Below are 25,735 nucleotides of genomic sequence, written 5' to 3'. Positions count from 1 at the left end.
GGTCGGACCGGTGATCCGGCCCGGCGACGGGGAGCGTGTCGAACGCGCGAAGGCCGCGCTGGATCAGAACGCGAAGCAGCTGCAGCCGAGCGCGCCCCAGAAGCCCTTGTCGTCGCTCACGGGCACGTTGTTGTGCCAGGCGAACATGTGTCCGTGTCCGTGCACGCCGCACAGATTCACGCAGCCGTCGACGCACGCGCGAGCCGACGCGACCGGACGGTAGCGGCTGTAACCGCCAAATTCGGCGACCGGCGACCACTCGGGGCTGACCGGCAACGCCGGCGGTGCCAGCGGTGCGAACTCATCGTCCGCATGCACGACCTTGCCGTTGACGACCGTCAGCACCGACGACAGGTACTTGATCTCCGTTTCGTCGATCGTGAAGTAGTCGTCCGTCAACGCGGCGAAATCCGCGTACTGGCCCGGCACCAGCGCCCCCTTGCGATCGTCCTCGCTCGAGAACCACGCGCTGCCGACCGTGTAGCGGCGCAGTGCCTCCATCCGGTCGAGCCGGTTGCGCTCCGGATACAGCGCGGTGCCGCCGACCGTGCGTCCCGACACCATCCAGTAGAGCGACACGAACGGATTGAAACTCGCGACGCGCGTCGCGTCGGTTCCCGCACCGACCGGCAGGCCGGCCGCGAGCATCGCCTGGATCGGCGGCGTGCGGGCAGCGGCTTCGGCACCGTAGCGCGAGATGAAGTATTCGCCCTGGTAGGCCATCCGGTGCTGTACCGCGATCCCGCCGCCGAGTGCGGCGATACGTGCGATGTTCGCTTCCGAGATCGTTTCGCAATGGTCGAAGAACCAGCGCAGCCCGTTGAACGGAACCTCGCGATTGACCGCCTCGAACACGTTCAGGAAACGGCTGATCGACTCGTCGTAGGTCGCGTGCAGCCGGAACGGCCAGCGGTTCTGCACCAGCAGTCGCACGACGCCGGTGAGTTCTTCCTCGAGCGAGGCCGGCAGATCGGGACGCGGCTCGAGGAAATCCTCGAAGTCGGCGGCCGAGAACACCAGCATTTCGCCCGCGCCGTTCACGCGCAGGAATTCGTCGCCGTCGCCGGGCTTCGTCATCTTCACCCACTTGGCGAAGTCTTCGATTTCATGCTTTGCGTTCTGCGTGAACAGGTTGTAGGCGATGCGCATCGTCAGTTCGCCGCGCTTCGCGAGTTCCATGATCACCGCATAGTCGTCGGGATACGCCTGGAAGCCGCCGCCCGCGTCGATCGCGCTCGTGATGCCGAGGCGGTTCAGCTCGCGCATGAAGTGCCGCGTCGAATTCTTCTGGTCCTCGTAGCCGAGCTTCGGACCTTTCGCGAGCGTCGAGTACAGGATGCCGGCATTCGGACGGGCGATCAGCATCCCGGTCGGATTGCCGTGGCGATCGCGCTGGATCTCGCCACCGACCGGGTCGGGCGTGTCTTTCGTATAGCCGGCTGCGCGCAACGCGGCAGCATTCAGCAGCGCGCTGTCGTACAGGTGCAGGATGAAGACCGGCGTGTCGGGGGCGATCGCGTTGATCTCGGCGAGCGTCGGGCCGCGCTTTTCGGCGAACTGCAGTTCGTTCCAGCCGCCGATGACGCGCACCCATTGCGGTGCGGGCGTGCGCGCGACCTGGCGGCGCAGCATGTCGAGTGCGTCGGCGAGCGACGGCACGCCGTCCCAGCGCAGCTCCATGTTGAAGTTCAAGCCGCCGCGAATCACGTGAAGATGCGAATCGTTCAGGCCCGGGATCACCGTGCGGCCGTTCAGGTCGATGCGCGGCGTACCGTCGCGCGCATGCCGCATGACTTCGTGTTCGTTGCCGGCGGCGAGAATCCGGCCGTCCTTCACCGCGAGCGCGGTGACGAAGGAACGTTTGTCGTCCTGCGTTGCAATCTTGCCGTTGAAAAAGATCGTGTCTGCTTTTGCCGCGTCGTTCGTCTGGGTTGTCATCGTCCGCTTCCGTTGAATGCTCGTGTGACGAGCCGTGATGGCGTGCCGGCGTGCCTGCATGCCGGCGTCGTGGCCCACGTTAGACCTGCAGGCAATTAATGTCATGGGTCGCGCCTGAAATCTTCTGAACGCTTCGCTTCGTCTCGTTCGATGGCCGAGCGGTCGCATGCAGCTGCCGCGGCGCGAGCGCTGTGCGAAACGCGGTTCATCGGGTTTCGAGCCATCCCTGCTGGCGCGCGCGAGCATCAATCGGGAAATGTTCGGAATGCCGGCGGCACATCCGTTCCAGGCGGCGCATGCCGATCCGGTTCGACAACTGCGAGCCTTTGATTGATCCGGTGGCCCGGATCGCCGGCGTGGCCGGCATGGAGGCGCAGGGTACGGAGGTCTTGCAGACTCGGGCGACGCGTTCTGGACGCTCGACGTGGCTTGCTTGCTGCGGGTTCGATTGCTATACGCGTTGCCGGAACGACGAGGGCGCGGCCGACATCGTCATGATTGCGCCGAGGCCACAGGCGCGCGGTGGCTCGTCGCCGGACTTGAACGGCTGCGCGCCGAATTCGCGCGAGCGGCGCACATCGCGCCGTCCGTTCGGAACGGGTTCGGCTCGTTCGCCGGCGACAAGGTCAAATCAGGGCGGTGAAGCGTCCGACCAGGTCCGGACGGTCGAGCTGCTCGACCCACCAGTCCAGCGCGCGTCCCGCTTCGTCGTCGCGCCATGCGAGATAGCACGCGGTGACGTCACGCATGCCGGTTACGTTGCGCGCGACAAGCTTGCCGCTCGCGATTGCGTGCGCAGCGATGCACTCGGGCAGCGTGCCGACCGCGAGCCCTTCGCACTGCGCAGCCAGCTTCGCCGCAAGGGTCGGCACCGCCAGATAGGGTTGGCCCGCGTCAATCGCGACGGAGCGCGGTTGAGCTTCTCGCGACGTATCGCTGATCACCGCGCCCCGGTGCTGGATCACCGACGTCATCGACAGCGGCTCCGGCAGGTCGGCCAACGGATGATCGGGCGCAACGGCAAATACGTGTTTCAGCATGCCGATCGGGCGCGTAATGATGTTCGGCAGGATCGGCGGTTCACCGGCCGCGCCGACGACGAGATCCGCGCGGCGCGAGATCAGTGCGTCCCACGTGCCACCGAGTACTTCGGTCGACAGGCGCAGCCGCGTGTCCATATTGAGCCCGTAGAACGCGTGCACGTAAGGCCAGAGCGCTTCGAACGGCAGGATCTCGTCGACGCAGATGCGGAGTTCCGTTTCCCATCCTTCCTGTACGCGCCGTGCCTTCAATTCGAGCTGTTCGGCAGCGCGTAGCAGCCGGCGACCTTCCTCGACGACGACGCGACCGGCATGCGTGAGCTTCGCGCGCCTGCCACTGCGATCGAACAGGATGATGTCGAGATCGCTTTCGAGTTTCTGTACCAGATAGGTCAGCGCGGATGGCACGCGGTGCAGGAGTTCGGCTGCCTCGGCGAACGTACCGGTGCGGTCGATTGCGTCCAGCGCCTCGAGTGCATCGAATGACAGCTTCATCGTGGAATCCAGAGAGTGGGGAGTACGTCGGAGGGTCTTGCTATCGTCACGCGCCGCCATTCTCCCATGCGCTCGAGAAGTTTTCAGTCGTGAATTTCGGAATCGGTGCTGTCATGTCCGTGGCGGCCGGCACGAATCGGGCCGTGTCGCGCGTCGGGCCACGGGAACCACCGGATTGCCGCCGCCGGGTCAGGGAAATTCAGAGGCCGTTCAGGACATTCGACCGGCGCTCGCCTAGCATGTCGACACGATGCCGCACCGGCACGTGGGCAACTCATGATGCAGCCGTGTTTGGCCTGCTGACGGGAGAGATCCATCGAGGGCTTCAGTATGAATTCCATTCGGCAGGCGGTCGGATCACAACGTACATCCCGGACTGTCCGGAGGAGACAACTCTATGAAAAGCGTCCGCATCCTGGAGAGGGGCAGCGATATCGATTCGCTGGCGCTGCGGATTGACGAGCAGCCTGTTCCTCCGCGGAGCGACGCCGAATGTGTGATTGAAGTCGTCAGCGCCGCGGTTAATCCGAGCGACGTGAAGTCGATGCTGGATTTCGTGGCGAACGCGGCCTGGCCGCGCATACCGGGGCGCGACTACGCCGGCCGCGTGATCGACGGCCCGCCCGCACTGCTCGGAAAAGCCGTATGGGGCAGTGGCGGCGAGCTCGGCATCAGGCGCGATGGCACGCATGCGCGTTACCTTGCCGTGCCGACATGCAGCGTGCGCGAGAAACCGGTTAGCCTGACGATGGACGAGGCGGGTTCGGTCGGCTTGCCGTTCGTTACCGCATTCGAAGGATTCTGGCGTGCAGGCGGAGTGAGGAAGCGCGACATCGTGCTGGTGCTCGGCGCAAACAGCGAAGTCGGGCAGGCCGCCGTTCAGCTCGCCACGATGTCAAGCGCAATGACGATCGGCGCCGTACGCCACGCGCGGCCGTATGTCGGTCACGCGAGCAGCAAGATGGCGACAATCGACGCGTCGTCGAGCAACTTCGACGAGCTCCTACTCGACATGACGAATGGGCATGGCGCGGACATCGTGTTCAACCCGGTCGGTGGCGCGTATTTCGAACGTGCGAATCGTGCGATGGCGGTGGGCGGCAAGCAGATTTTCACTTCGGCGATTCGGCAGTCGGTACCGTTCGATATCTTCCACTTTCAGCGCGGTCAGCATACCTATGTCGGGGTCGATGCGCTCGCTGTCGTGGCGCGCAAGGGGGCAGCCATCCTGGACAAGTTGCTGCCCGCGTTCGAGCGCGGTGCGCTGAAACCGTATCCGGTCGACGAAAACGGTCTGTTCGATCTCTGCGACGCGGCGCGTGCCTATCAGACCGTGTATCGCGGTGCGGTCCGACGTGTCGTGCTCAAGCCATGAACATGGCTGGTTTCAATGCCGGGCCGGTGCTGTTTGCCGCTGCACCGAACCGATCCTGCCTGTTTTTGATCCGCCAGGAACCCGGCGTTTCTCCGACGATTTGCCGGAAAGATCGCGTGAAATGGGCCTGATCGCTGAAGCCGTATTTTTGTGCAATTTCAGCCATGCACAGGGGAAGTTCGATGAGGTCGGCTTGCGCGGCGGCAATGCGCACTTTCAGTCTCCATTGATGAGGCGTTTGCCCGATGCATCGCCTGAATGAAGAAAAAAAATGTGTCTTCGAGAGATTGACGACGGCAGCGATATCCGCCATTGAAAGTTCGGCCGTCAAATCGGATGCCAAAACCTGTAGAGCACTGGAAAGCCAGGGGGTTGCCTTCGCTTTGCGTACTGCAGCGGTGTCAGCTTCGGTTTGCTCTGCCGTCATTTTTCATTGTCCTCCGTTCGTCGGGGCGTGTCTCGTACCGGTGCGGAGGCAGTCTGCCTCACGGGAGGGCCGATTTACATACATCCGAAGTCAAGACATATTTGAATTAAAATCAAGAATCATGGCCGGTTTCCTCAGGTATGTGAGCACTACGCGTTCGGCGCGAGTGGCGCCGGGGGAACGGGTGGGGTACCGCGTGCGGCGAGCGATGCCGTCATGCCGGAGGATGCTGCCGACGCCAGGGGAAGCACACGTGCGTGCTGCGTAGCCGATGGAACGCCCGATAGGGCGCCGGGGTGCTTCTTTGAACAGGTTTTATCTGATCGGGGCGTTGAATTGACCATGCCGTCAAGTGCTGCGATGGCGGCATCGGGCACCCATGCGCCGGATCGTCGTGCGTGCGTTCATGCCAGATCATCGACCGTGTGAACGGCGGCCCTCGACCGGCAATTCCACCAGCGTGACCGGCATCGCCAACGCGACATGCCGAGCGAGACGGCGTGGCCCAGGCGCTTATCGATGCAGGGGTTCCGGTTCGCGCGCAACGCATCCTCGGCCATCGACGGATTCATCGAACTGAATCGCGGGCTGAATCGCGGGCTGAACAGCGGCCATATCGGCTTCGGGAGCGACGAGAGGGTCGAACTTCGAAAAGGGCGCGTGCCGTTCGAGCGTGTCCCGCGGGCGTGACGCCGCACGTTTGCATGCGTTGCAGCGTTCGTGAATGGCGTGCGGCCATCACGGGTCGCACCGCGTCATTCGCGATCCGGCGCCATCGCGTAGCCGGTCAATCCTGACGCGCCTGCGCCCGCTATCTCGCGGGTCAACGCACAGGCGCAGCCGTGGCCAGCAAACTGCGCAGGAACACCATGATCATGTGTCCGATCGGCACCTCGGACAGGATCGACTCCTGCAGCGACAACCCTTGCGAGAGCCCCATGAACGATACGGCCAGCACGGTCGGCGATTCGGGCGGCACTTTCTTCAGCCTCGCGAAAATCTGTTCGATGCAATAGGCGAGGCCATCGCGATGGCCGTCCAGCAATGCCTGCGACGCGGTTGCAAAAGCGGGGTTGCGGCGCCCCTGAAGCTTGAACTCGACACCCAGCACCGACCACTCGGGCTCGGCATCGACTGTCCGCGACCAGACTTCCAGCGCATCCAGGATGTCGTCCCCGGACGCGGACGGGTCGCTCAGCACCCGGGCGATGTCGGCCACTTGCGTCTGTGAGCGCTCCCGCATCAGTTCGACAAACAATTCTTCCTTGCTGGCGAAATTCGAATAGAACGCACCCTGCGTGTAGCCGGCTTCGGCCGCGATATCCCTGAGCGACGTGGCGCCGAACCCCCGATCGACGAACAGCCGCTTTGCCGCGGCGAGCAAATGTGCACGGGTCTGCAGTCGACTTGCTTCGCGGCTCAGCCGCGGCGGAGGGGGCGCCATGTTCATGGCAGGAAGGATATCAGTTGATATTTGAGATGGATACCATTACGATCCCGTTTCAGATATCACTCGAAATTTGAAACGTACGGCGCGATTGTGCACCCGAATGTCCGTAGTGGGGCCGGGCCCGGGCCGACGATCGTTTCGGCACGGGGCCGTCGCCGCGGTGACGGTGTGTCGCCGATCGCTGCGCCCGTCGCGTCGCGTTGTCCGATGCAGCGGGATAGCCGCTTGCCGATGAAGTGAATGCGCCCTTGCGGGGCATCGTGAAACAATCTGTTAGTCATGCGAATCATATCGATTCTCATGCGGATGCATGGCAGGAAGCAGAAGATGAGCGTGAGCAAGACCTATGCGCAGCTCGTTGCCGAGCTGGCCGAACTGGACGAGGAAATCGAGCGCGCCCGCGCACGTGAACGTATCGATGCGATCGAGAAGGTTCACTCGCTGATGGATACCTACGCGATCAAGCATCGCGACCTGGTCGGCCGCAACGGCCGCCGGGGCTCGTACGTCGTGAAAGTCCTGCCGGCGCGCTATCGCGACCCGGCGAGCGGGAAGGAGTGGAGCGGGCGCGGCAATGCGCCGCTCTGGATCAGGGGCAAGGACCGCCGTCAGTTCGTCATATGCAGGCCTCCGCCCGCCGGCAAGAAGGCCAAGGCACGTTGACGGAGCGTGACGGAAGCGCCGCCCGGTGGCCGGCGCGACGTACGCATGCGGCAGATGCGACGCAAACGGCGCGCTTTCCCCGGCGCGTGCTCGTGCCGGGCCCGGCCCCGGCGCTACCCGCGCTTACCCACGCCCCACGAACGGCATCGCAGTCGCCATGATCGTCATGGTCAGGATGTTCGTGTCCAGCGGCAGATTCGCCATCTGGACGATCGCGTTCGCGACATGCGTGACGTCCATGCGCGCCTCGGGCGCCACGCTGCCGTCGGCCTGCGGGACGCCTTGCGTCATCCGTTCCGTGAGCGATGTCGCTGCGTTGCCGATGTCGATCTGGCCGCAGGCGATGTTGTACGCGCGGCCGTCCAGCGCCAGCGACCGGGTGATCCCGGTCACCGCATGCTTGGTGGCCGTGTACGCGATCGTATCGGGGCGCGGCGCGTGCGCCGAGATCGAGCCGTTGTTGATGATCCGGCCGCCCTGCGGCGTTTGCGCTTTCATCAGGCGCCAGGCGGCCCGCGCACACAGAAAGACGCCGGTCAGGTTCGTCGCGACGACGCTGTTCCACACGTCGAAATCGTATTCGTCGAGGGAAACCGCAGGGGCGTTGCGACCGGCATTGTTGAACAGGACATCCAGCCGGCCGAACTGCTGCGCGATCTGCGCAAACGCGTGGTCGACCGACGCCTCGTCGGTGACGTCGGCGGGAAACACCTGCGCGTCGCCGCCAGCGGCGCGGATCGCGTCCTGCGTTTCGCGCAACGACGCTTCCTTGCGTCCGAGCAGCGCGACGGTGAATCCCGCGTTGGCGAGCGCGATGGCCGCTGCGCGACCGATGCCGGATCCGGCGCCCGTGACGGCTGCGAATTTCTTCGTGACAGACATGGTTTGATTTCCCGCTGGTTGAAGGAGGGGCGACGCGGTCGATGACCGGGATCATCGACACTTCGGCAATGTAGTCGAAATGCGCGGGGCACATCGTCACGTGGCATCGTCACGCACCCGGTTGAGCGATAACCGCGACTACTTCTTCCGCCCGGGCGCGGCCTTCCGTGCCCGCTCGCCCGTCTCTGCAAAAAGGTCGACCACCACGTCGCGCAGCCACCGGTTCCCCTCATCCTGATTGACCCGCGCATGCCACAGCATATGGATCGGCGCGCCGGGCAGCGTGACGGGCAACGCGCGCCAGCCGAGCGAGAACGGCGCGGCGAGCTGCTGCGCGAGATGCTCCGGCACGGTCGCGATCAGGTCGGTGCGCTGCAGGATGTAGCCCACGCTCATGAAATGCGGCACCGTCAGCCGCACCTGGCGCTTCACGCGGCGCCGCCTCAGCCATTCGTCCACCTGCCCGTGGCCGGTGCCGGCCGACACCACGACCAGATGCCCGGCGTCGCGCCACGCATCGACCGTCAATGGCGCGTCCTCGAGCGGATGCCCGCGCCGGAACAGGCACACATAGCGCTGATCGAACAGCCGGCGCTGATAGAACCCGCCCTTGAGTTGCGGCAGCAGGCCGATCGCAAGATCGACGCGGCCGTCGGCCATTTCGTCGCCGAGGTTGATGCTCGTGTCGCGCACGGTATTGAGCGCGATGCCCGGCGCCGCGTGCGACAGGTGTTCGAGCAGCGCGGGCAGGAACACGACTTCGCCGATATCGGTCATGCCGATGGTCAGCGTGCGCGTGGCGCGCAGCGGATCGAAGCCGGTCTCGGGGTTCAGCGCGGCATGCAGCGTCGCGAGCGCGTGCGAAACGGGTTCCGCCAGACGCAGCGCGAACGGTGTCGGCACGACGCCGCCCGGCCCGCGCACGAACAGCGGATCGCCGAGCCGGCGGCGCAGCTTCGCGAGCGCGTTGCTGACGCCCGGCTGGCTCATGTTCATCTGCTCCGCGACGCTCGACACGCGCCGCTCCTGCATCAGCCGCTGGAACAGCAGCAGCAGGTTGAGGTCGATATCGCTCAGTTCCATGGGTTTCGCATTGCCTGGTTCATTGCATCCGGTGATGAAGCAGATTCATTTCATTTTATTGCGGGATGAAAGTCCAGTCCTGAAAATACCGATACGGCACATGCATTCGACATGACCGCTGCGCAGGCCGCGGGCCCCCCATCTGAATATCGGAGACATCTTCATCATGCAGACCAACCTGAGGATTGCGATCGTCGGCGCCGGCATCGGCGGCCTGACGCTCGCGCTCGCACTGCGCGAGCACGGTATCGACGCGCAGCTCTACGAGCAGACCGATGCATTGCGCGAAGTCGGCGCGGCCGTCGCGCTGTCGGCCAATGCGACGCGCTTCTACGAACGCATGGGATTGCGCGATGCCTTCGACGCGGTGTGCGCGGATATCCCGGGCCTCGTTTATCGGGACGGGCGCAGCGGCGCGGTGATCGGCCATCATCGCGGCGCCCCCGACTACCGCCAGCAATTCGGCGGCGCGTACTGGGGCGTGCATCGCGCGGATCTGCAGGCCGTGCTGTCGCAGGCGGTCGGCCTCGATCGCATCCATCTCGGCCATCGGCTGGTCGATCTCGCGCAGTACCCCGATCGCGTCACGCTGGCGTTCGACAGCGGCGCGCGCGTCGAAGCCGATCTCGTGATCGGCGCGGACGGCGCGCGTTCGATCACGCGGCGCTGGATGCTCGGCTACGACGATGTGCTGTATTCGGGCTGTTCGGGTTTTCGCGGCGTGGTGCCGGCCGAACGCCTGAACCTGTTGCCCGATCCCGAAACGCTTCAGTACTGGGTCGGGCCGCACGGGCATCTGCTGCACTATCCGATCGGCGACAACGGCGACCAGAATTTCCTGCTGGTCGAGCGGCATCCGTCACCGTGGCCGTCGCGCGACTGGGTCATGCCGTCGGAAGAAGGCGAGCAACTGCGCGTGTTCAGGGACTGGCATCCGGCGGTGGTGCAGATGATCACCGCGGTGCCGATCAGCCAGCGCTGGGGGCTGTTCCATCGTCCGCCGCTCGGCCGCTGGAGCCGCGGGCGCGTGACGCTGATCGGCGACGCCGCGCATGCGCTGGTGCCGCACCACGGGCAGGGCGCGAACCAGTCGATCGAGGATGCGGTGGTGCTGGCGGCGCAACTGGCGAAGGCCGGGCCGGGCAACTGGCGCGAAGCGCAGGAAGCGTACGAGCGCTTGCGTCGCGGCCGGACGCGCAAGGTGCAGTACGCGTCGATCTCCGTGGCCGACGTGCTGCACCTGCCCGACGGGCCGGCCGCACAGGCGCGCAATGCGCGGCTGGCCGAGCGCGACAGCGTGCTGCACCACCTGGACTGGATTCACGATTTCGACGCGCTGGTCGACGAGCCGAACGAACGGCAGGGCGGCACGTGGCTTTGAGCCCGGAATCGGGCCCGACGGGCGCGCCCGGATGGCGCGCGCAGGGCACGGCGCCTGTCGATGGCCGGCGGCCGGTCGGTTACAGGCCGGCCTGACGAGAACGGGCGGGGCAACGGCCGCCCGTCGTCACTTCACGCATTCGAGCGCGTACTTCAACCCCTGCCCGAGCAGCCCGCGCCACACGTCCCACGTATGCCCGCCGTCGACGATGCGCAGTTCGGCCGGGTTCTGCGCGCGGCGCAGTTGCGTGTACAGCACGCTCGATTCCGCCTGGATCGTCAGGTCGTCGTCGCCGACCGCGATGAACATCGGCACGCGCCAGTTGCGCGCGAAATAGCCGCGCATCAGCGCCGGATAATTGAGCTCGTGCCATATGCGCGAGTCGAACTGCCGTTCGCCGAACACGCCCACATAGCGCGCGGCGGAATTGAGCGGCGGCTCGTTCGCGTAGATCGCGGGGCTCAGCAGCATCGCGCCGCAGAACAGCCCGGGTTCGAGCAGCGAGAAGCGCAGCGCGCCGAAGCCGCCCATCGACACGCCGCCGATCGCGCGGCCCGCGCGCTGGTTCGACACCGCGAAGTGCGCTTCGACTTCGGGCAGCAGGTCGTTGAGGAAAGCACTCTGCATCTTCTCCTTGCGGTCGACGTACCAGTCGGTGCCGCCCTGCGGCATCACGATCACGACAGGCGGAATCTCGTGGCGCTCGATCAGCGTGTCGGCGGTGGCCTGCAGCCGGCCCTGCGTGACCCAGTCGTTCGCGTTGCCGGCATTGCCGTGCAGCAGGTACATCACCGGATAGCGCGCGCCTTCCGGGTTGTAGCCGGGCGGCAGGTAGACCGTGTACGACCAGTCGCGCTTCAGCGAAGCGGACCGGAACGAACGCAGCACGACGCTGCTGCCCGGATTGAGCGGGGGCTCCTGAGCGGCCGACGGAGTCGTCGCGGTCTGGACGGCCGGGGGCGGCGGCACGGGCGATGCCGCTGGCGCGGCCGGCGTGGCGCGGGCGGTGGCGATGGAGCCGGCGATCAGGGCGACGGCGAACGGAAGGGCGAGTCGGCGCATGGCGAATCGTTTCAGGAGAGGCGCCGGCTATCGTAGCAGCGGCGCATGACGGCGCGGCGCGTCATCGCCGCGAACGGAACGGCAGCCGCGCGACGAGCGGCCCGTAGAGTTTGGCGACGAGATACAGCAGGCCCATCGCGACGACGTCGGCGGTCAGGCCGAGCGGCACGTCGAGATAGCCTTCGGTCGCCTGGTAGAGCAGCGAATCGACCGCGAGCGAGATGCCGGTGCCCGCGACGAAGCACAGCAGCCCCTGCCGGCCGATCGTGCCGATCCACGGCATCGCGTGCGCGACTTTCTTCATCCAGCCGAGGTGCACGAGCTTGGCCGCGAGCCATGCGATCGCGAGGAAGTTCACGAGCCGCAGCGCGCCGAGGTTCTGCTTGATCGACGGATCGGTCGGGAACGGCTCGATGCGCAGCCGGTAGTACGCGCCGGCCGCGACGATCGCGAGCGAGACGGCCGTCAGCAGCCAGCCCTGCGGCTTGGGCGCGAGCGTCTGGTAGACGGGCTGGCAGCGCGCGATCACGCCGAGCACGAACAGGAACTGCCACGCGAACGGGTTGAAGTCCCATGGCGCGCCTTCGACGGTCGGCAAGAAGCGCGCGATGTGCGGCGCCGCGTACCACAGCGACCCGCTGAACGCGAGCATCAGCCACGGCTGCGTGCGCGCGAGCGGCAGCGCGAGCGGGACGAGCAGCGCGAAGAACGCATACATCGGCAGCACCGACGCGAGGTACGGCTGGCGGCGGAACAGCAGGATGTCGCGCAGCGCGGCGAGCGGCTTGTGGAGCAGGCCGTCGAGGTCGTTGGTCGGCATGTTCGGGCCGTCGATCGCGAACGCGTTCAGCGCGGCCGTGATCAGCAGCATCAGGCCGGCCGTCACGAGGAACGCGCGGTAGATCTCGAACGCACGCCGGATGAAGCGCTGGCGCGCGGCGGCTTCGTCGTGCCGTTCGGCGAGCGAGTTGTACGCGATCGCGGTCGCGAAGCCGCCGAGGAACACGAAGACCTCGGCCGCGTCGCACAGCGCGTACGCGTGCAGCGTCACGCGCGACAGGATGCTGCCGCCGATATGGTCGATGACGATGACGAGCAGCACGAGGCCGCGGAAGAAATCGAGTTCGGCGTAGCGGCCGGCCCGGGCGGGCGCGGTCATCGGGCCGCCGCCCGGCGCGGGCCGCGTGCGCGGCCGGCACACGCCGCGCAGGAATCGGGGTGAAGCATGACTTCGTGAAGAAATGACGAACGGATGCGCATTGTGCCACCGATGCGGCGCCTGCCGGGTTTACGCGAATGGCGGGCCGGCGTGCCGCTGCCGTTAAGCCCGGTCAGGCTGTCTGCGCAACGGGGCAGTTGGAAGAGCGCAACGCTTTGCGCGCGGTTCACGTACCCCGATGGACGGACGGTTTGCGACGTGACACCATTTTGACCTCACGCGGCCGCACACCGCGTCGTCCGCCCTGCGGGCCACCCATACAACAGACCAAACATTCGCCAGGCGCTCGCCCGCCCGGCACGGGCTCCGGAGATCCGTCATGAAGAAGCACGTCATTTTTGCCGCCGCGCTCGCCGCTTTCGCCGCGCCGGTCTTCGCCCAGAACAGCGTGACGCTGTACGGTGTGATCGACGAAGGCTTCAATTACACGAACAACGTGAACGTCAATGGGGTCGGAAAGACGAATTACCAGCTCGCGAGCGGCTATGCGCAGGGCAGCCGCTGGGGCCTGAAAGGCAGCGAGGACCTCGGCGGCGGGCTGAAGGCGATCTTCACGCTGGAAAACGGTTTTGACGTGAACAACGGCCGGCTCGGGCAGGGCGGCCGCATGTTCGGCCGTCAGGCGTTCGTCGGGCTGAGCGAGTCGCGCTTCGGCACGCTGACCTTCGGCCGCCAGTACGACTCGGTCGTCGACTATCTCGCGCCGCTGACCGCGAACGGCAATTGGGGCGGCACGCTGTTCTCGCACCCGTTCGACAACGACAACACGGACAACTCGTTCCGCGTCAACAACACGGTCAAGTACGCGAGCCCCGACTGGAACGGCCTGACGTTCGGCGGCACGTACAGCTTCAGCAACAGCACGGGCTTCTCGAACAACCGCCAGTACAGCATCGGCGCGCAGTATTCGCTGGCCGGACTGCAGGTCGCGGCGGCGTACCTGCAGGCGAACAACCCGGGCATCGGCAGCGCGGGCGCGATCTCGGCCGACGACGCGAACTTCGTCGCCGATCGCCTGCGGATCTTCGGCGGCGGCGTCAACTACACGTTCGGGCCGGCCACGGTCGGCCTGGTCTACACGAAGACGGACGTGAAGAACCCGGTGTCGACCGTCTACCTGCCGGCATCGACGTTCGCCGGCCTCGGGCTGAGCGCGACGAAGTTCCAGAACTTCGAGATCAACGGCAAGTACCAGCTCACGCCCGATTTCTATCTCGGCGCTCAGTACGTGTACACCGACGGCAAGTTCGATGCCGCAGCCGGCTCGTTCAAGCCGAAATACCACACGGTCGGCCTGATGGCCGACTACAGCCTGTCGAAGCGCACCGACGTCTACCTGCAGGGCGCATGGCAGAAGGTCGCCGGCGACAAGACCGGCACGGCGGCCGACGGCGGCTACGTCGTCGGGACGGACGGCCCGTCGGCGTCGGCGAACCAGTTCGCGGTGCGCGCCGCGATCCGCCACAAGTTCTGATCGGGCGGCCGCCGGGGCCGACCGCCCCGGCGCCGGCCGTCGTCAGTCCGCCCGGTGCATGCCGCCGAGCGTTTCCGCGAGCCAGTCGACGAAGATCCGCACGCGCGGCGCGAGATGCCGGCCGGTCGGAAACACCACCGACACCGGCAGCGGCGCGGCACTCCATTCGGGCAACACCTCGACCAGCGAGCCGTCGGCGAGCAGCGGCGCAATCCCGTCGCGCGGCGCCTGGATCAGCCCGAGGCCCGCGAGACAGCACGCAAGATACGCCTGCGAGCTGTTGACCGATACGATGCTGTGCATCTTCACCGCGTGCAGCTCGCCCGAATCCATATCCGCATATTCCCAGTCCAGCTCGCGGCCCGTGCGGCTCGAGAAATAGCCGACCGAGATGTGGTCGGGCAGTTCGTCCGGCGAGCGCGGCATGCCGTGGCGCTCCAGATACGCGGGCGACGCGCAGTTGATTTGCGCCAGCTCGCCGATGCGCCGCGCGACGAGCGACGTGTCGGACAGCATGCCGACCCGCACCGCGCAGTCGATGCCGTCCGCGACGAGATCGACGAAGCGGTCGGTCGTGCTGATCGCGACGCGCAGGTCGGGGTAGCGCGCGTGGAAATCCGGTAGCGCCGGAATCACCTGGTTCAGCGCGAAGCGCTCGGGCAGGTCGACGCGGACCACGCCGCGCGGCGACGCGCCGGCGTCCTCGAACAGCGTTTCCGTATCGTCGAGATCGGCGAGCAACCGCACGCAGCGCTCGTAGTAGGTTGCGCCTTCGGCCGTCAGCGCGACGCGCCGCGTCGTGCGTTGCAGCAGGCGGGCCTTCAGGTGTTTTTCCAGATACTGGACAGCGTTGCTGACCGTCGGCCGCGGCAACTGGAGTTGCTCGGCCGCTTTCGTGAAGCTGCCGAGATGGGCGACGCGCGCGAAGATGCGCATTGCTTGCAGATGGTCCATGCGGGACGGGAGCCTCGGCGGGAATGGGACAGCCTCCATTGTTAATCAGCGTTGAATGGTTTGGTGGAGCGTTTCGGGTTTATTGCGCGTCGCGATGCGCCCAGAATCCGGTCTACTCACTCATCACTGGAAGGAAACGGACATGGATACGCGTCAACTGGGCCGCACGGGCCCGCAGGTGTCGGCGATCGCGCTCGGCTGCATGGGGATGTCGGATTTCTACGGGCCGGCCGACCGCGACGAAAGCATCGCGACGCTGCACGCGGCGCTCGACAACGGGATCACGATGCTCGACACCGGCGATTTCTACGGGATGGGCGACAACGAGATGCTGATCCGCGACGCGCTGCGCGGCCGGACGCGCGACCAGGTGCTGATCAGCGTGAAATTCGGCGCGCTGCGCGATCCGGCCGGCGGGTTTGCCGGCTACGATGCGCGGCCCGCGGCGATCCGGAACTTCGTCGCGTATTCGCTGAAGCGGCTCGGCACCGACCATATCGACATCTACCGGCCGGCGCGCGTCGATCCGGCGGTGCCGATCGAGGACACGGTCGGTGCGATCGCCGATCTCGTGAAGGCCGGATATGTGCGCCACATCGGCCTGTCGGAAGCCGGCGCCGATACGATCCGCCGCGCGGCGGCCGTCGCGCCGATCTCCGACCTGCAGATCGAATACTCGCTGCTGTCGCGCGGCATCGAGGACGGGATCCTGCCCGCATGCCGCGAGCTCGGGATCGGCGTGACGGCCTACGGCGTGCTGTCGCGCGGGCTGCTGGGCGGGCGCTGGAGCGCGGCACGGCAGGGCGCGCGCGATTTTCGCGCGGCGAGCCCGCGCTTCCAGGGCGAGAACCTCGCGCACAACCTGGCGCTCGTCGACGCGCTGCGCGCGATCGCCGACGAGCGGGGCAGCAATCCGGCCCAGGTCGCGATCGCGTGGGTGCTGTCGCGCGGCGGCGATATCGTGCCGCTGATCGGCGCGCGCAAGCGCACGCAACTGCAGGACGGATTGCTTGCGGTTAAATTGCAACTAACGGTCAATGAACTCGAACGCATCGAAGCGGCGGTTCCCGCCGGGGCGGCTGCCGGCGAGCGCTATCCGGCCGCACAGATGGCGCACCTCGACAGCGAGCAGGGGCGGGGGGCATCTCACGAGGACTAATCGTTGGCGGTAGCGGTGGTGTCTCGCGCGGTCCGACCAAATCCGTCGCTTCCTTATATTTTTGCGGGAAGGGAATTGGCGAAACATGCCAGACGTGACGGGGCGCCGTGTAGTGCAGCGCAGGGGCTTCCTGCTGAAGTCGGCGAGCCGCGGCGCGGCATCGTGCATCGACGATCACGGACAGCGTGGCCAGTTCGGATTGGGCCGGGCGTCGCGTCGCGCATGATTCGTCGCCACGTGCTACCTATACGTGCATCGGCGAGCCGGTCGGGTGGATACCGGATTTTGCCTTTTTGCATATCGATGTCCCTCCGGTAGCCGGGCAATCCACCCGAAATTTTCAGCCGAAAAGTCGATACTTCGCAAAGAGAAGGAGGGCGGGCGGTGTCCGGCAACGCGAGATTTTTCTCGGAAGCGCCCCCAGCCCATGCCCCAATTTCTAGGTCAGCCTTCCTTCATCCACTCCGGCTCCACGTACTCCTCTACCCACATCCACTGGCCCGGCTCAAACAGGTTCGTGTACTGGTTCTGTTCCGCTTGCTCCCAAGGGGTGAGCTTGCGGACATCGGGAAATTTTTGCCCCTTCCAGATCAGATGAATATCCGAACTGGAAGTCTTGGTGTATCCCTGCCATATCCCTGTTTCTGGGCACAGCATGCCTGTACACAGATTCATCAACCCATATTTGTGGCGCTTCGCTTGTTGCTCTTTCAAGCGGTGCTGTTCGCGCTCCTCCGGCGTCAAGATTTTGTATGCACGGCGTATATCGACTATCCACAATTTTTTCGGAAATGATCCATCCACTGGATTTATGTAACCAAGATCGACATCAATAGGGAATTTACTTCCTGGAATATATTTTGAGCGGTAGCGAAAGGACTGTAAATTGGGAGCGTCGGGGGTGCGCCCCATTATTTCATTCCCGTATTCACGATTCCCATCTCCGTCAACCCAATAGTCCTCTAGTTGAAGTAGGGCTTTAATTTCTGCATCGGGCAAGCCGGCGATCATAGGGCTAAAGTAGATTCTTATTTTGGCCGGCACGATTTTAACCTTCGAACGATCATCACTGTAATCTTCCGGGTCGGTTCGTGTTAAAAGTTCAATTGTAGTCTCAGCCAAGGAACGATTGGCATAATGATAAAGAGCACCATAGGCGGATTTCTGAGTCCATGTCGAAAAGAGCTGCCCAATGGCCGTGCTTCTTGGATCGAATGGCTGATCGTCGCGCAGGATCGCCATCGCAGTTTTAAGGATGCTTCGTACTGCGGCTCGCTGTTCGTCAGCGGTTGCGGACATGCTAAATCCCTCCTCTAATGGCTCGAAGTGATTCACTGTAGGCCCCTGTGCATGTGCCGGGATTACGCACGAAAGTACGATCAGGCTTGTTCCAATAATCCTGCACCACTTCCGCACATGCGTAGGCATCTTCTTCATGTAACTGGCTCCGGTAACCCTCTTCGAAACTCGCCATCTTGGCCGCTATTTCTCGCGGCACCCTCAACAGCTGGCAGACTTCAGCCTGTGCAATCGGCACGTCGGGCTTCACATAGGCTCCGCCCATCTGATTTTGCATGTAGGAAATCATCCAGTAATAGTGAAATATCAACATGCGATGCAGCCCCGCAGTCACTCGCGCGTCGTCTGGGATGACGGCATTTTTGGCCACGTTGAACACATCTTCCTGCGTGTTGCCCTTGTACACTTTTGTTGCATGGGCAAACATTGCATAATCGGTTGGATGTTGCCTAAATAGCGCCATCATCCAGAATGCCTGTTGACAATGCCGTGCCTCATGATAAAGAAGGTCGGCAAATGACTTCAGGGTGCCATCCAAGGTGGTCGCATTATTCGGCGATGCAATGATCTTCGTGATTTCCCGCTCCTGGATAGCTATTGTCCAGTATCTGCCGATAAATGATGCGCTGACATCCGAGCGCATGTTGTATTTGGCTGCGCCGTCATCTGCATTGACAATATCGATTCCGGGAAGTGTGCCGTCTGATGTTGAAAAATCACCAGTACCCGCTCGCGGCAACCCGAAAGGTCCCGTGCGGAGGGCAGTATTCAATATATCGCCAACCGCGAGTTTGATATTATTTTTTAGCGTGTTTGGTATTTTTCCACTCAACGTATTGAACTTGCTCCACTCAATCCCATAGAGTGCTTTCTTGACCGCCGCCGTATAGGTCTTCGTCACCGGATACTCAACGTCGCGGCGCACCGGCATGTCGGGTCGCGTATCGCCCTGCCTAGCCCCGTCGATGAAGTGATGGAAGCGCAACCCGAAGTTGAGCGGATCGCAGGTCGCAAACGCGGCCGGCTGACTCTCGGACGTAGCCCCCTGTTCCGGGGGGCTGACCTTCTTGCCCTTGATCGTTGTGGTGCGTTTGTCGGCGCTCGGCGCTTGGGCGGTGTAAGGCGTCGTGTTGTCGCGCACGACGGCTGCCCGGTTCACCGCAATCACCTTGTCCGGATCGCTCGCCGCCAGCAGCTCCACCGTGCCGAATGCGATGTCATGGCTTGTCACCACATCCGTTTCGCCCAGCTCGTTACTCACCCCCTCAATCACGCGACCGTTATCGAGGGTGACCCTGTACGGCTGATTCGGCAGGGCAAACCCGCTGTCGTGCTCCAGCAGCACGAAGTGCGCGGCATACTGCCCCGGGTATTCGGGCGTGACCGGCAGGCGCATCGGTCGCACCTGCGCAGCGTCTGTCTGATGACTGCCTGCATGGATCGTGTGCTCGCCGGCGGTTCGTACCACGTAACCTTGATCGCTGATGCGAACCTCCGTACCGCCTGCGTGCAGCACGATTTCCTCTGCCGCATGCAGATGGATACTGTCGGTCGTGCTCGTGATCTGGATTGCCTTTTTAGCGGTCACGTCGACACCATCGGTCTGCGCCTCGATACGCACTTTCCCCGCGGCGGCGACGAGTGCCATGCCTGCCTTGTGTACGAACAGCGAGAACGTATTCGATATGCTCGCGAACAGCGAACGCCCCACGGCGATCCCGACATGCCGGCCACTCGTCACCGCGACATCCTCACCGCTTGCGATATGAGCGCTACGCTCGGCCACCAGACTGATGCCAGCCGGCCCAGCCAGCACAATATCGGCCTCCGTCAACTCCGGGAACTCGTCCGGGCCGGCTGGCGTATTGCCTCTGATCGCATCGTTGCGTGCCTTGAGCGCCCGAGTCACGTCGCTCTGATCCGTGCCGCGTTGTTGTGCGTCGTGCTGTTGCGCCAAGCCTGTGAGGCTTTCCTGTAGCTCGCACGCCTGCGTCAGCCGGCCTACAGCCTCCTTGGCGTCCTTCGCATGGCCGGGGCCGCCCGGTTGACCGTCTGTCGACACGAACAATCCCTTTAACGCCCGAACAACGCCCCAATCGTCGGTGCGAAGGTCAAATCCTTTGCCGCGTGCATCGGCGCGGCCCTTCTTTCGGGTGATACGCCGAAGGTTGCCGAGACTCAGCAGGGACGCGCCCGCGTCGCTGGCTATCTGCGTCTGGATTTGCTCCCGCGTATCATCGATTGCCACGTGGCCGGATGCGGTGCCGTGGAGTTCCTTGCCGCGCAGTACCGACAGCGCATGATTGTGCGGCAGGTCCAACGCAGGCTGGCGGAGCGCGTTGACGGCACTGCCGATAATCACCGGTAAATCCGGATCACCGTAGTAGTGCGACACCGCGACTTCATGACCGATGCGCGGAATGAACGTCGCCCCCATGTCCACGCCTTGCCACGGCGACAGCACGCGCAGCCAGATACCCGAATGCTCGTCGTGCTGGCCTTGCCGGTCCCATTGAAACTGAACCTTGACCCGGCCGTATTGGTCCGTCCAGATCTCCTGCCCGGCGGGCCCAACCACGATAGACTTCTCCGGCCCGCTCATGATGGGCTTGCGGACGCTGCGTTCCAGACGGAACGGTTCGTTTGTCGGCAGCAGTTCGAATTGCGCGTCGACGCGATAGGTCTGCGCGCCGCTGGTCCGTCCCGCAATGTCCTCAATGTCGAGCGTGCACGACACGACGAGATATTCACGGTTTGCCGCCTGCTGCGGATAGCCCGTGAGGGTAAAGGTGCGCCCGACCGTCAGGCCGCGCAGATTCCCTTGTCCGTTCGCGCGCAGCCCCGCGCAACGCTTCGCCTCAAGCTGCACTTGCGCGAAGTGCCGCGCCTCCCGCTCCGTATCGTTCGGCTGGCCGGTCAGCCCTTGCGCGCCGGCGAGCGGTTGACTGTAATCGCCCCAACCGTATAGCTCGCCATCTGCGCTTGCGGTCGGGCGAGGGTCTTCCGCCGTGGCGGCCAGATTGGCGCGCGGGCGGGTGTAGTCGTAGTCCGTCACGATCACGCGCCCCGGCGTCAGTCGGCTGGTCACGGACAGCGCGTGAATGTGTTCCTGATCGATACGCTGACCATCGGGCGGCAGATAACGCAGCGTCTCATAGGCCGCGCCGTGCGGATGATGGCCGCCCATCGAGTCGCACAAGACCAAACGGTGATGGCCATCGTCGTGCTCGAACCACCACCAGATCCCCCATTCTTCCCAGAGGCGTTGCAGAAACGCCCAGTCCGATTCAAACGCCTGTCGCTGCACGTCGCGTTTCGGATAGACGCCCCGGAATGCGCCCAGACGCTTATCGACGGGGTAGGGATATTTCGCGAGCACCGCGTCGGTGATTTCAACGACGGTCATATCCTGAAACAGGCGGCAATCCTGCGTCAGCGCCGCGCGATAGAGCCACGGGCGCAGCTCCAGTTCATACAGGATTGCATCGCGATCCTGACCGGCAATTCGGGCGGCTTCAACCAGTCCCGTTATCTCACGCGTGCCTGCACCGATGTTGCCGAGTCCTGCGGCACCGGCCAGCCCCGGAATGAACTGCCCTTTACCTTCGAGCTGGATCGACACGGTGACTTCCGTGCCGACCAATTTGTCTAGATCAAGATCGGCTGTGCGACTTGGGGAGACCGCATAAGCGCCGTCGGTTCGCAACGTGACTTGGTAGCGGCATTCATCGAGACGGCCGATGGTTTCGGTACCTTGCAAGCGCACTGGAACGAATACCGGCAGCGCATCCATCCCATAGGTCGGCAACGACGCACCCGCGATGGACAGCGTGCGAGCCTGAGTAAACATCGCCATTTACGCTGCCCCCGTCGTTCGCTGACCGACGATGGTCGCGCCGCAACCGGTCTTGTCGCCGTGATAACCCACACGTCGACCGCGATGCGTGCGCGGACCGCTTGCAAGCAGCGGAAACACTCCGCCGCATCGGGGGCACCTCACCCCGTGGCCGTCAAGCGCGACGGCAATCCCCATATGCTTCAAATCGCTGGCCGCCTCGATAACTTCGCCGCCGTGGTCGGTGGTGTCGCCCAAGCGGACCATGTCCCGTCCGTGCTGGTCTCTCACTCGCCCTCCTGTTTCGTCGCAAAGATATGTACTGCGATGCGAGCGGAAAACTCTACAGCGGTTCGCTCAAACCATTTCTCAATATTGGATTACGCCTATTCGGGGCAATTTCAAAAGGCGAGGGCAAGACGGACACATTGAGAGCGCAACGTGTCAGATGGCGGCGCATTGGTTCCGTATGCTTTTCCGCACCAGGCACTGCATGGCGCGGTCAGCGCGCCCGGCATTCAGCGTGTGCGGTGGCAATGACATCGGCGTCGTCGCGCGGCGTCCGACCGGCTTCGATGCGGTCAAGTCGAGTGACCCAGGCCGGGCTCGGTGCACGGCATATCCTGTTCGAAACGTTTGCTTGGCGGTAGCGGTGTCAGCCCCGCCCGACCGGCCCTAGCCAGCCTCAGGCAAAACCAGATGGCGGGCGGCGTGACGGTGGTTCACCATCGGCGCCGTATTCAACCGGACGGAATGCCTGCGATGCCCATTCATACGCTGACGATCATCGTGCTGGTTTTCCTGCTGGCCGGCGCGGTCAAGGGAATGATCGGGCTCGGGCTGCCGACGATCGCGATGGGGCTGCTCACGCTCGCGATGCCGCCGTCGGCCGCGGCGAGCCTGCTGCTCGTGCCGTCGTTCATCACCAATGTGTGGCAGTTGTGGCTCGGCCCGTCGTTCGGGCCGCTGCTGCGCCGGCTGTGGCCGTTGCTAGCCGGTCTCGCGATCGGCACGCTGGCTGGCGGGCTGCCCGCGCTCGCGGCCGGCAGCACCTGGACCCACGCGGCGCTTGGCGTGGTGCTGATTTTGTACGGGCTGTGGGGGCTGGCTGCCGCACGGCTGCCCGCGCCGGGGCGCCATGAGAAGTGGCTATCGGCCGTGGTCGGCTACCTGACGGGTGTCGTGACGGCCGCGACCGGCGTGTTCGTCGTGCCGGCCGTGCCGTACCTGCAGGCGCTGCGGCTGTCGAAGGACGACCTGATCCAGGCGCTCGGGCTGTCGTTTACCGCGTCGACGATCGCGCTCGGCTTGCAGTTGCGCGTGACGGGTGCGCTGCAGACGGTCGATCTCGGCGTGTCGGCGCTCGCGCTCGTGCCGGCGCTGGCGGGGATGGCAGGCGGGCAATATGCACGCCGCGTGATGAGCGAGAAGGCGTTCAAGCGCTGTTTTTTCGTCGGGCTGATTGCGCTGGGCGTGTACATGGCGGCTTCGGGGTGGCGGTGAACGGGCATCGCCGGGGAGCGTGATGCCCGCTGCCCCTGAAGATCCCGAAGCCGGTTTCGAAAGCCGGCTTCGGGAGGCGTCACGGGACGACGCTCACACCGCTCAGGCCGGATCGGCGTACTTCAGCGTCCATCCGAACGTGCGGGTCGCGCCCGCGCCGAGTGCAAACGGCTTCGTCGTGCACGCGAAGTTCGAATGCAGCTGGCCGATCGGCGTGGTCGACAGCGGATTCGTCGTGCCGTTCGCCGTATCGAAGGCGGACAGCGCGCAGTTGTCGAACCCGGACGCCGCATAGCCGGTCGCGGCGCTGTTCGCGTACGTCACCGACACGCCGTCGCCGTTGGCCTGCGTCGACGCGAAATCCGCGAACGACGTGAAGTCCGTTTCGACCGCCAGGTTGCCGGCGAGCGTGCCCGTGCTCAGCGTATCGCTGCGCGCGAGCGTGCCGTGCGCGAACGTCAGCACCGTATGCACCTGCAGATCGAGATCCGTCGTGTACGCCGCGTTCTTCGATGCGAGCCGGAACTTCGTCGTATCGAACGACACGATTACCTGCCCATTGCTTTGCTGCACGTTCAGGTTCTTGTAGTACGTGACGGGAATATAGGTTTTCGCGTTGTACGACACCTGCGGCACCAGCAACGCGTAGCCGAGATCGGTCGTGCCGTAGATCAGCTTGTCGGAGAACGGCACCGGGTAGTACGGCGTGTACGAGTTGTAGTCGGGCGCCTGGCTGAGGTTCAGGTTGATCACGCGCCGGCCGTCGCGCACGGTGATCAGTGCTGCGCTGTACGGATGCGCGGTGTCACCCGGCTGGTTGTACCAGGTGAGCGTATAGCGCGGCAGCGCGTCGAGCCATGCACCGTAGTCCGAATCGGCCATCGGCGCCTTGCCGCCGAAGCCGAGCTTGTTCCACCACGCGTTCACGTACAGGTACTGGTGCAGCAGGCTGAAGTTCTCGCCCATCACGCGCGGCTTGCCGCGATACGCGTCCGTGCCGCGGCCCTTGACCCACATGTTCACCGAAGGCGTTGGCAGCGACGGGTCGTACCAGTATGTATCGAAACGATGCGCGGCCTGGTAGATGAACGCATACGCAACCTGCTTCTCCCGGTCGGACAGCACGCCGGCGTTGGCCGCGGCCGTCAGCACTTCCATGAACGCGGAGTCGCCGTACGGGCCGATCGAGCGGCCGTAGTCGAAGCCCTGGCCGTTGGCGTTCAGTTGCGGCAGGATCAGGTCGACCGACTTGCGCAGATAGCCTTTCAGCTCGGGCGTGAGATTCGCCTCGTTGCCCATCTCGAACGTACGCTCGACCACTTCGCCGATCAGCAGCGTGCTGTAGCGGTCGAAGCGCGCCTGGTCGTAGTAGGTCGTGTGCGTGTTCGACGCTTCGTCCGAGAATCCGCCCGACGAGTCGTTGCGGATGTGGTTCGTCAGCGTGTACAGCAGCGCGTCGCGCGCGCCCATCGTCGCGACGGACGGATCGGTCTTCGATGCGAACGACGGGCTGCTCCAGCCGAGCTTCTGGCGCAGCCCGGCAATTCCGTAGGACACCGCATAGTAGTTCTGCGCGGTGTTGAGCGACGCGATGTCGATCGGCGTGCCGGCCGCCGGGCACGTATTGGTCTTGCCGCTCGCGTCGGGGCCGAACATGTCGCAGAAGGTGAGCCGCTGCTGCAGCGTCGCGAGCATCGCGTCGCTGAAGACTTCGTTGAGCATCCCGTGCGCCTTCAGGTTGTTCAGCGTGACGAGATAGTAGTACTCGCCCCACGACGTATTCGCATACGTGTAGTTGCTGCCCGACTGCGCCATCATCGCGGTCGTGATCGTCCGGTACGTCGCGAGGTAGCTCGCGTATTGCGGGTCGCCCTTCGACTTCATGTCGATCAGGATGTACGACAGGCCGAGCGCGAGCTTGCCGGGCAGGAATTTGTCGCCGGTGTTCGTGTCGAGCACGTGGACCGGCGTGCCGTCGCCGAGATCCATCACGACCTGCGTGAAGTCGGGCGATTTCCGGATCAGGTCGAACAGCGCGCGCATCTGGCCCATCATCGTGACCGGAATGTTCGTACCGGCCGGCACGCTGGTGTCGGGCGCGCCGTAGACGAGCGCCTGCAGCGAGTTCGACGCGAGCGAGGGCGTCGACGGGGTGGGGGTGGGCGACGGCGGCGGCGTGTCGGTCACGTCGCTGCCGCCGCACGCGCTGACGAACAGGACGGAACAGGCGCTGAGCGCGGCGCCGAGCGCGAATCTGCTGCGCGGATGCATTGTGTCTCCAGTTTTCGAATAGTGATGAAGCACGGGCAGGTATGGCCGTTGCCGCGCTCGATGCCCGTGCCTGGCCTCCGCCTCGCAACCCTGATCCCTGGATACGAATGGCCCGAATCACAACCCGAGCGGGCAAACGTTCTCCCCGCGCGGGCCTGGCCGGCGTCGCGTTGAAGTGTTGGAAAACGTTTTCCAAATTTAGGCATCGATCGGCGTGATGTCAAT

At 64.5% G+C, this 25,735-nt stretch carries 21 protein-coding genes; 8 read left to right on the top strand and 13 right to left on the bottom strand.

The features are described from left to right. Window positions 1–63: 63 nt before the first annotated feature. Window positions 64–1,938, bottom strand: coding sequence for an amidohydrolase (locus tag BFF94_RS10670; protein WP_219139306.1), 1,875 nt, complete (start codon window positions 1,936–1,938; stop codon window positions 64–66). A gap of 166 nt (window positions 1,939–2,104) precedes the next feature. Here BFF94_RS10670 and BFF94_RS10665 point away from each other — a divergent pair, with 166 nt between their 5' ends. Then, window positions 2,105–2,272 carry a hypothetical protein gene (locus BFF94_RS10665; protein WP_158061941.1) on the top strand — a complete coding sequence of 56 codons (168 nt, stop codon included), beginning with the start codon at window positions 2,105–2,107 and terminating at the stop codon, window positions 2,270–2,272. A 292-nt stretch (window positions 2,273–2,564) separates the two neighbouring features. Here the strand turns inward: BFF94_RS10665 and BFF94_RS10660 are convergent, their stop codons facing one another. After that, a complete protein-coding gene (locus tag BFF94_RS10660; RefSeq protein ID WP_128843173.1) occupies window positions 2,565–3,473 on the bottom strand; it encodes a LysR family transcriptional regulator in 909 nt (302 codons plus the stop codon). A gap of 397 nt (window positions 3,474–3,870) precedes the next feature. Between BFF94_RS10660 and BFF94_RS10655 the strand changes: the two genes are divergently transcribed. Continuing rightward, on the top strand, window positions 3,871–4,848 hold the full coding sequence (locus tag BFF94_RS10655; protein WP_128843174.1) for a quinone oxidoreductase family protein: 978 nt from the start codon (window positions 3,871–3,873) through the stop codon (window positions 4,846–4,848). Here BFF94_RS10655 and BFF94_RS10650 read toward each other — a convergent pair. After that, a complete protein-coding gene (locus tag BFF94_RS10650; RefSeq protein ID WP_128843175.1) occupies window positions 4,838–5,275 on the bottom strand; it encodes a helix-turn-helix domain-containing protein in 438 nt (145 codons plus the stop codon). The two genes, BFF94_RS10655 and BFF94_RS10650, sit on opposite strands and share 11 nt — an antisense overlap. 483 nt (window positions 5,276–5,758) lie before the next feature. On the opposite strand from BFF94_RS10650, the gene BFF94_RS10645 reads away from it, so the two are divergent. Further along, window positions 5,759–5,965: a hypothetical protein gene (locus BFF94_RS10645; RefSeq protein ID WP_219139315.1), complete on the top strand. Its 207-nt coding sequence runs from the start codon at window positions 5,759–5,761 to the stop codon at window positions 5,963–5,965. Between the two features lie 133 nt (window positions 5,966–6,098). Here the strand turns inward: BFF94_RS10645 and BFF94_RS10640 are convergent, their stop codons facing one another. Beyond that, a complete protein-coding gene (locus BFF94_RS10640; RefSeq protein WP_128843176.1) occupies window positions 6,099–6,725 on the bottom strand; it encodes a TetR/AcrR family transcriptional regulator in 627 nt (208 codons plus the stop codon). Window positions 6,726–7,052: 327 nt separating this feature from the next. Here BFF94_RS10640 and BFF94_RS10635 point away from each other — a divergent pair, with 327 nt between their 5' ends. Then, on the top strand, window positions 7,053–7,388 hold the full coding sequence (locus tag BFF94_RS10635) for an H-NS histone family protein (protein WP_164497731.1): 336 nt from the start codon (window positions 7,053–7,055) through the stop codon (window positions 7,386–7,388). A 123-nt stretch (window positions 7,389–7,511) separates the two neighbouring features. Here the strand turns inward: BFF94_RS10635 and BFF94_RS10630 are convergent, their stop codons facing one another. After that, window positions 7,512–8,270 carry an SDR family oxidoreductase gene (locus BFF94_RS10630; protein WP_128843178.1) on the bottom strand — a complete coding sequence of 253 codons (759 nt, stop codon included), beginning with the start codon at window positions 8,268–8,270 and terminating at the stop codon, window positions 7,512–7,514. Window positions 8,271–8,408: 138 nt separating this feature from the next. Further along, window positions 8,409–9,353, bottom strand: a complete 945-nt coding sequence (locus tag BFF94_RS10625) for a LysR family transcriptional regulator (protein WP_128843179.1) — start codon at window positions 9,351–9,353, stop codon at window positions 8,409–8,411. A gap of 166 nt (window positions 9,354–9,519) precedes the next feature. On the opposite strand from BFF94_RS10625, the gene BFF94_RS10620 reads away from it, so the two are divergent. Beyond that, entirely contained in the window at window positions 9,520–10,734 is a 1,215-nt protein-coding gene (locus BFF94_RS10620) for an FAD-dependent monooxygenase (RefSeq protein WP_128843180.1), read from the top strand. A gap of 126 nt (window positions 10,735–10,860) precedes the next feature. On the opposite strand, the gene BFF94_RS10615 is transcribed toward BFF94_RS10620, so the two are convergent. Continuing rightward, window positions 10,861–11,796 carry an alpha/beta hydrolase gene (locus BFF94_RS10615; RefSeq protein WP_128843181.1) on the bottom strand — a complete coding sequence of 312 codons (936 nt, stop codon included), beginning with the start codon at window positions 11,794–11,796 and terminating at the stop codon, window positions 10,861–10,863. A gap of 61 nt (window positions 11,797–11,857) precedes the next feature. Continuing rightward, on the bottom strand, window positions 11,858–12,955 hold the full coding sequence (locus tag BFF94_RS10610; protein WP_219139305.1) for an OpgC domain-containing protein: 1,098 nt from the start codon (window positions 12,953–12,955) through the stop codon (window positions 11,858–11,860). A 379-nt stretch (window positions 12,956–13,334) separates the two neighbouring features. Between BFF94_RS10610 and BFF94_RS10605 the strand changes: the two genes are divergently transcribed. Beyond that, window positions 13,335–14,489, top strand: coding sequence for a porin (locus BFF94_RS10605; RefSeq protein ID WP_219139304.1), 1,155 nt, complete (start codon window positions 13,335–13,337; stop codon window positions 14,487–14,489). A 42-nt stretch (window positions 14,490–14,531) separates the two neighbouring features. Here BFF94_RS10605 and BFF94_RS10600 read toward each other — a convergent pair whose 3' ends face one another. Then, entirely contained in the window at window positions 14,532–15,443 is a 912-nt protein-coding gene (locus BFF94_RS10600) for a LysR family transcriptional regulator (RefSeq protein ID WP_128847555.1), read from the bottom strand. Window positions 15,444–15,585: 142 nt separating this feature from the next. On the opposite strand from BFF94_RS10600, the gene BFF94_RS10595 reads away from it, so the two are divergent. Further along, window positions 15,586–16,602 (top strand): aldo/keto reductase, encoded by a 1,017-nt coding sequence (locus BFF94_RS10595; protein ID WP_219139303.1) that lies wholly within the window; start codon window positions 15,586–15,588, stop codon window positions 16,600–16,602. A gap of 444 nt (window positions 16,603–17,046) precedes the next feature. Here the strand turns inward: BFF94_RS10595 and BFF94_RS10590 are convergent, their stop codons facing one another. From BFF94_RS10590 to BFF94_RS10580, 3 genes are read right to left on the bottom strand one after another with little or no spacing between them, the layout of a single operon-like run. After that, window positions 17,047–17,901 carry a hypothetical protein gene (locus BFF94_RS10590; RefSeq protein WP_219139302.1) on the bottom strand — a complete coding sequence of 285 codons (855 nt, stop codon included), beginning with the start codon at window positions 17,899–17,901 and terminating at the stop codon, window positions 17,047–17,049. A 1-nt stretch (window position 17,902) separates the two neighbouring features. Beyond that, complete coding sequence (locus tag BFF94_RS10585; protein WP_219139301.1) at window positions 17,903–21,757, bottom strand: type VI secretion system Vgr family protein; 3,855 nt, start codon at window positions 21,755–21,757, stop codon at window positions 17,903–17,905. Further along, entirely contained in the window at window positions 21,758–22,003 is a 246-nt protein-coding gene (locus tag BFF94_RS10580) for a PAAR domain-containing protein (protein WP_128843927.1), read from the bottom strand. Window positions 22,004–22,498: 495 nt separating this feature from the next. On the opposite strand from BFF94_RS10580, the gene BFF94_RS10575 reads away from it, so the two are divergent. Continuing rightward, entirely contained in the window at window positions 22,499–23,239 is a 741-nt protein-coding gene (locus BFF94_RS10575; protein WP_128843926.1) for a sulfite exporter TauE/SafE family protein, read from the top strand. Window positions 23,240–23,341: 102 nt separating this feature from the next. Here the strand turns inward: BFF94_RS10575 and BFF94_RS10570 are convergent, their stop codons facing one another. Beyond that, the gene (locus BFF94_RS10570) at window positions 23,342–25,510 is read right to left on the bottom strand and encodes a hypothetical protein (RefSeq protein WP_219139300.1); all 2,169 of its coding nucleotides are present in this window, start codon (window positions 25,508–25,510) and stop codon (window positions 23,342–23,344) included. Between the last annotated feature and the right edge of the window lie 225 nt (window positions 25,511–25,735).

It is taken from the genome of Burkholderia catarinensis, from assembly GCF_001883705.2.
GTDB classification, from domain to species: domain Bacteria; phylum Pseudomonadota; class Gammaproteobacteria; order Burkholderiales; family Burkholderiaceae; genus Burkholderia; species Burkholderia catarinensis.
This window is presented reverse-complemented; position numbering and strand designations above follow the sequence as displayed.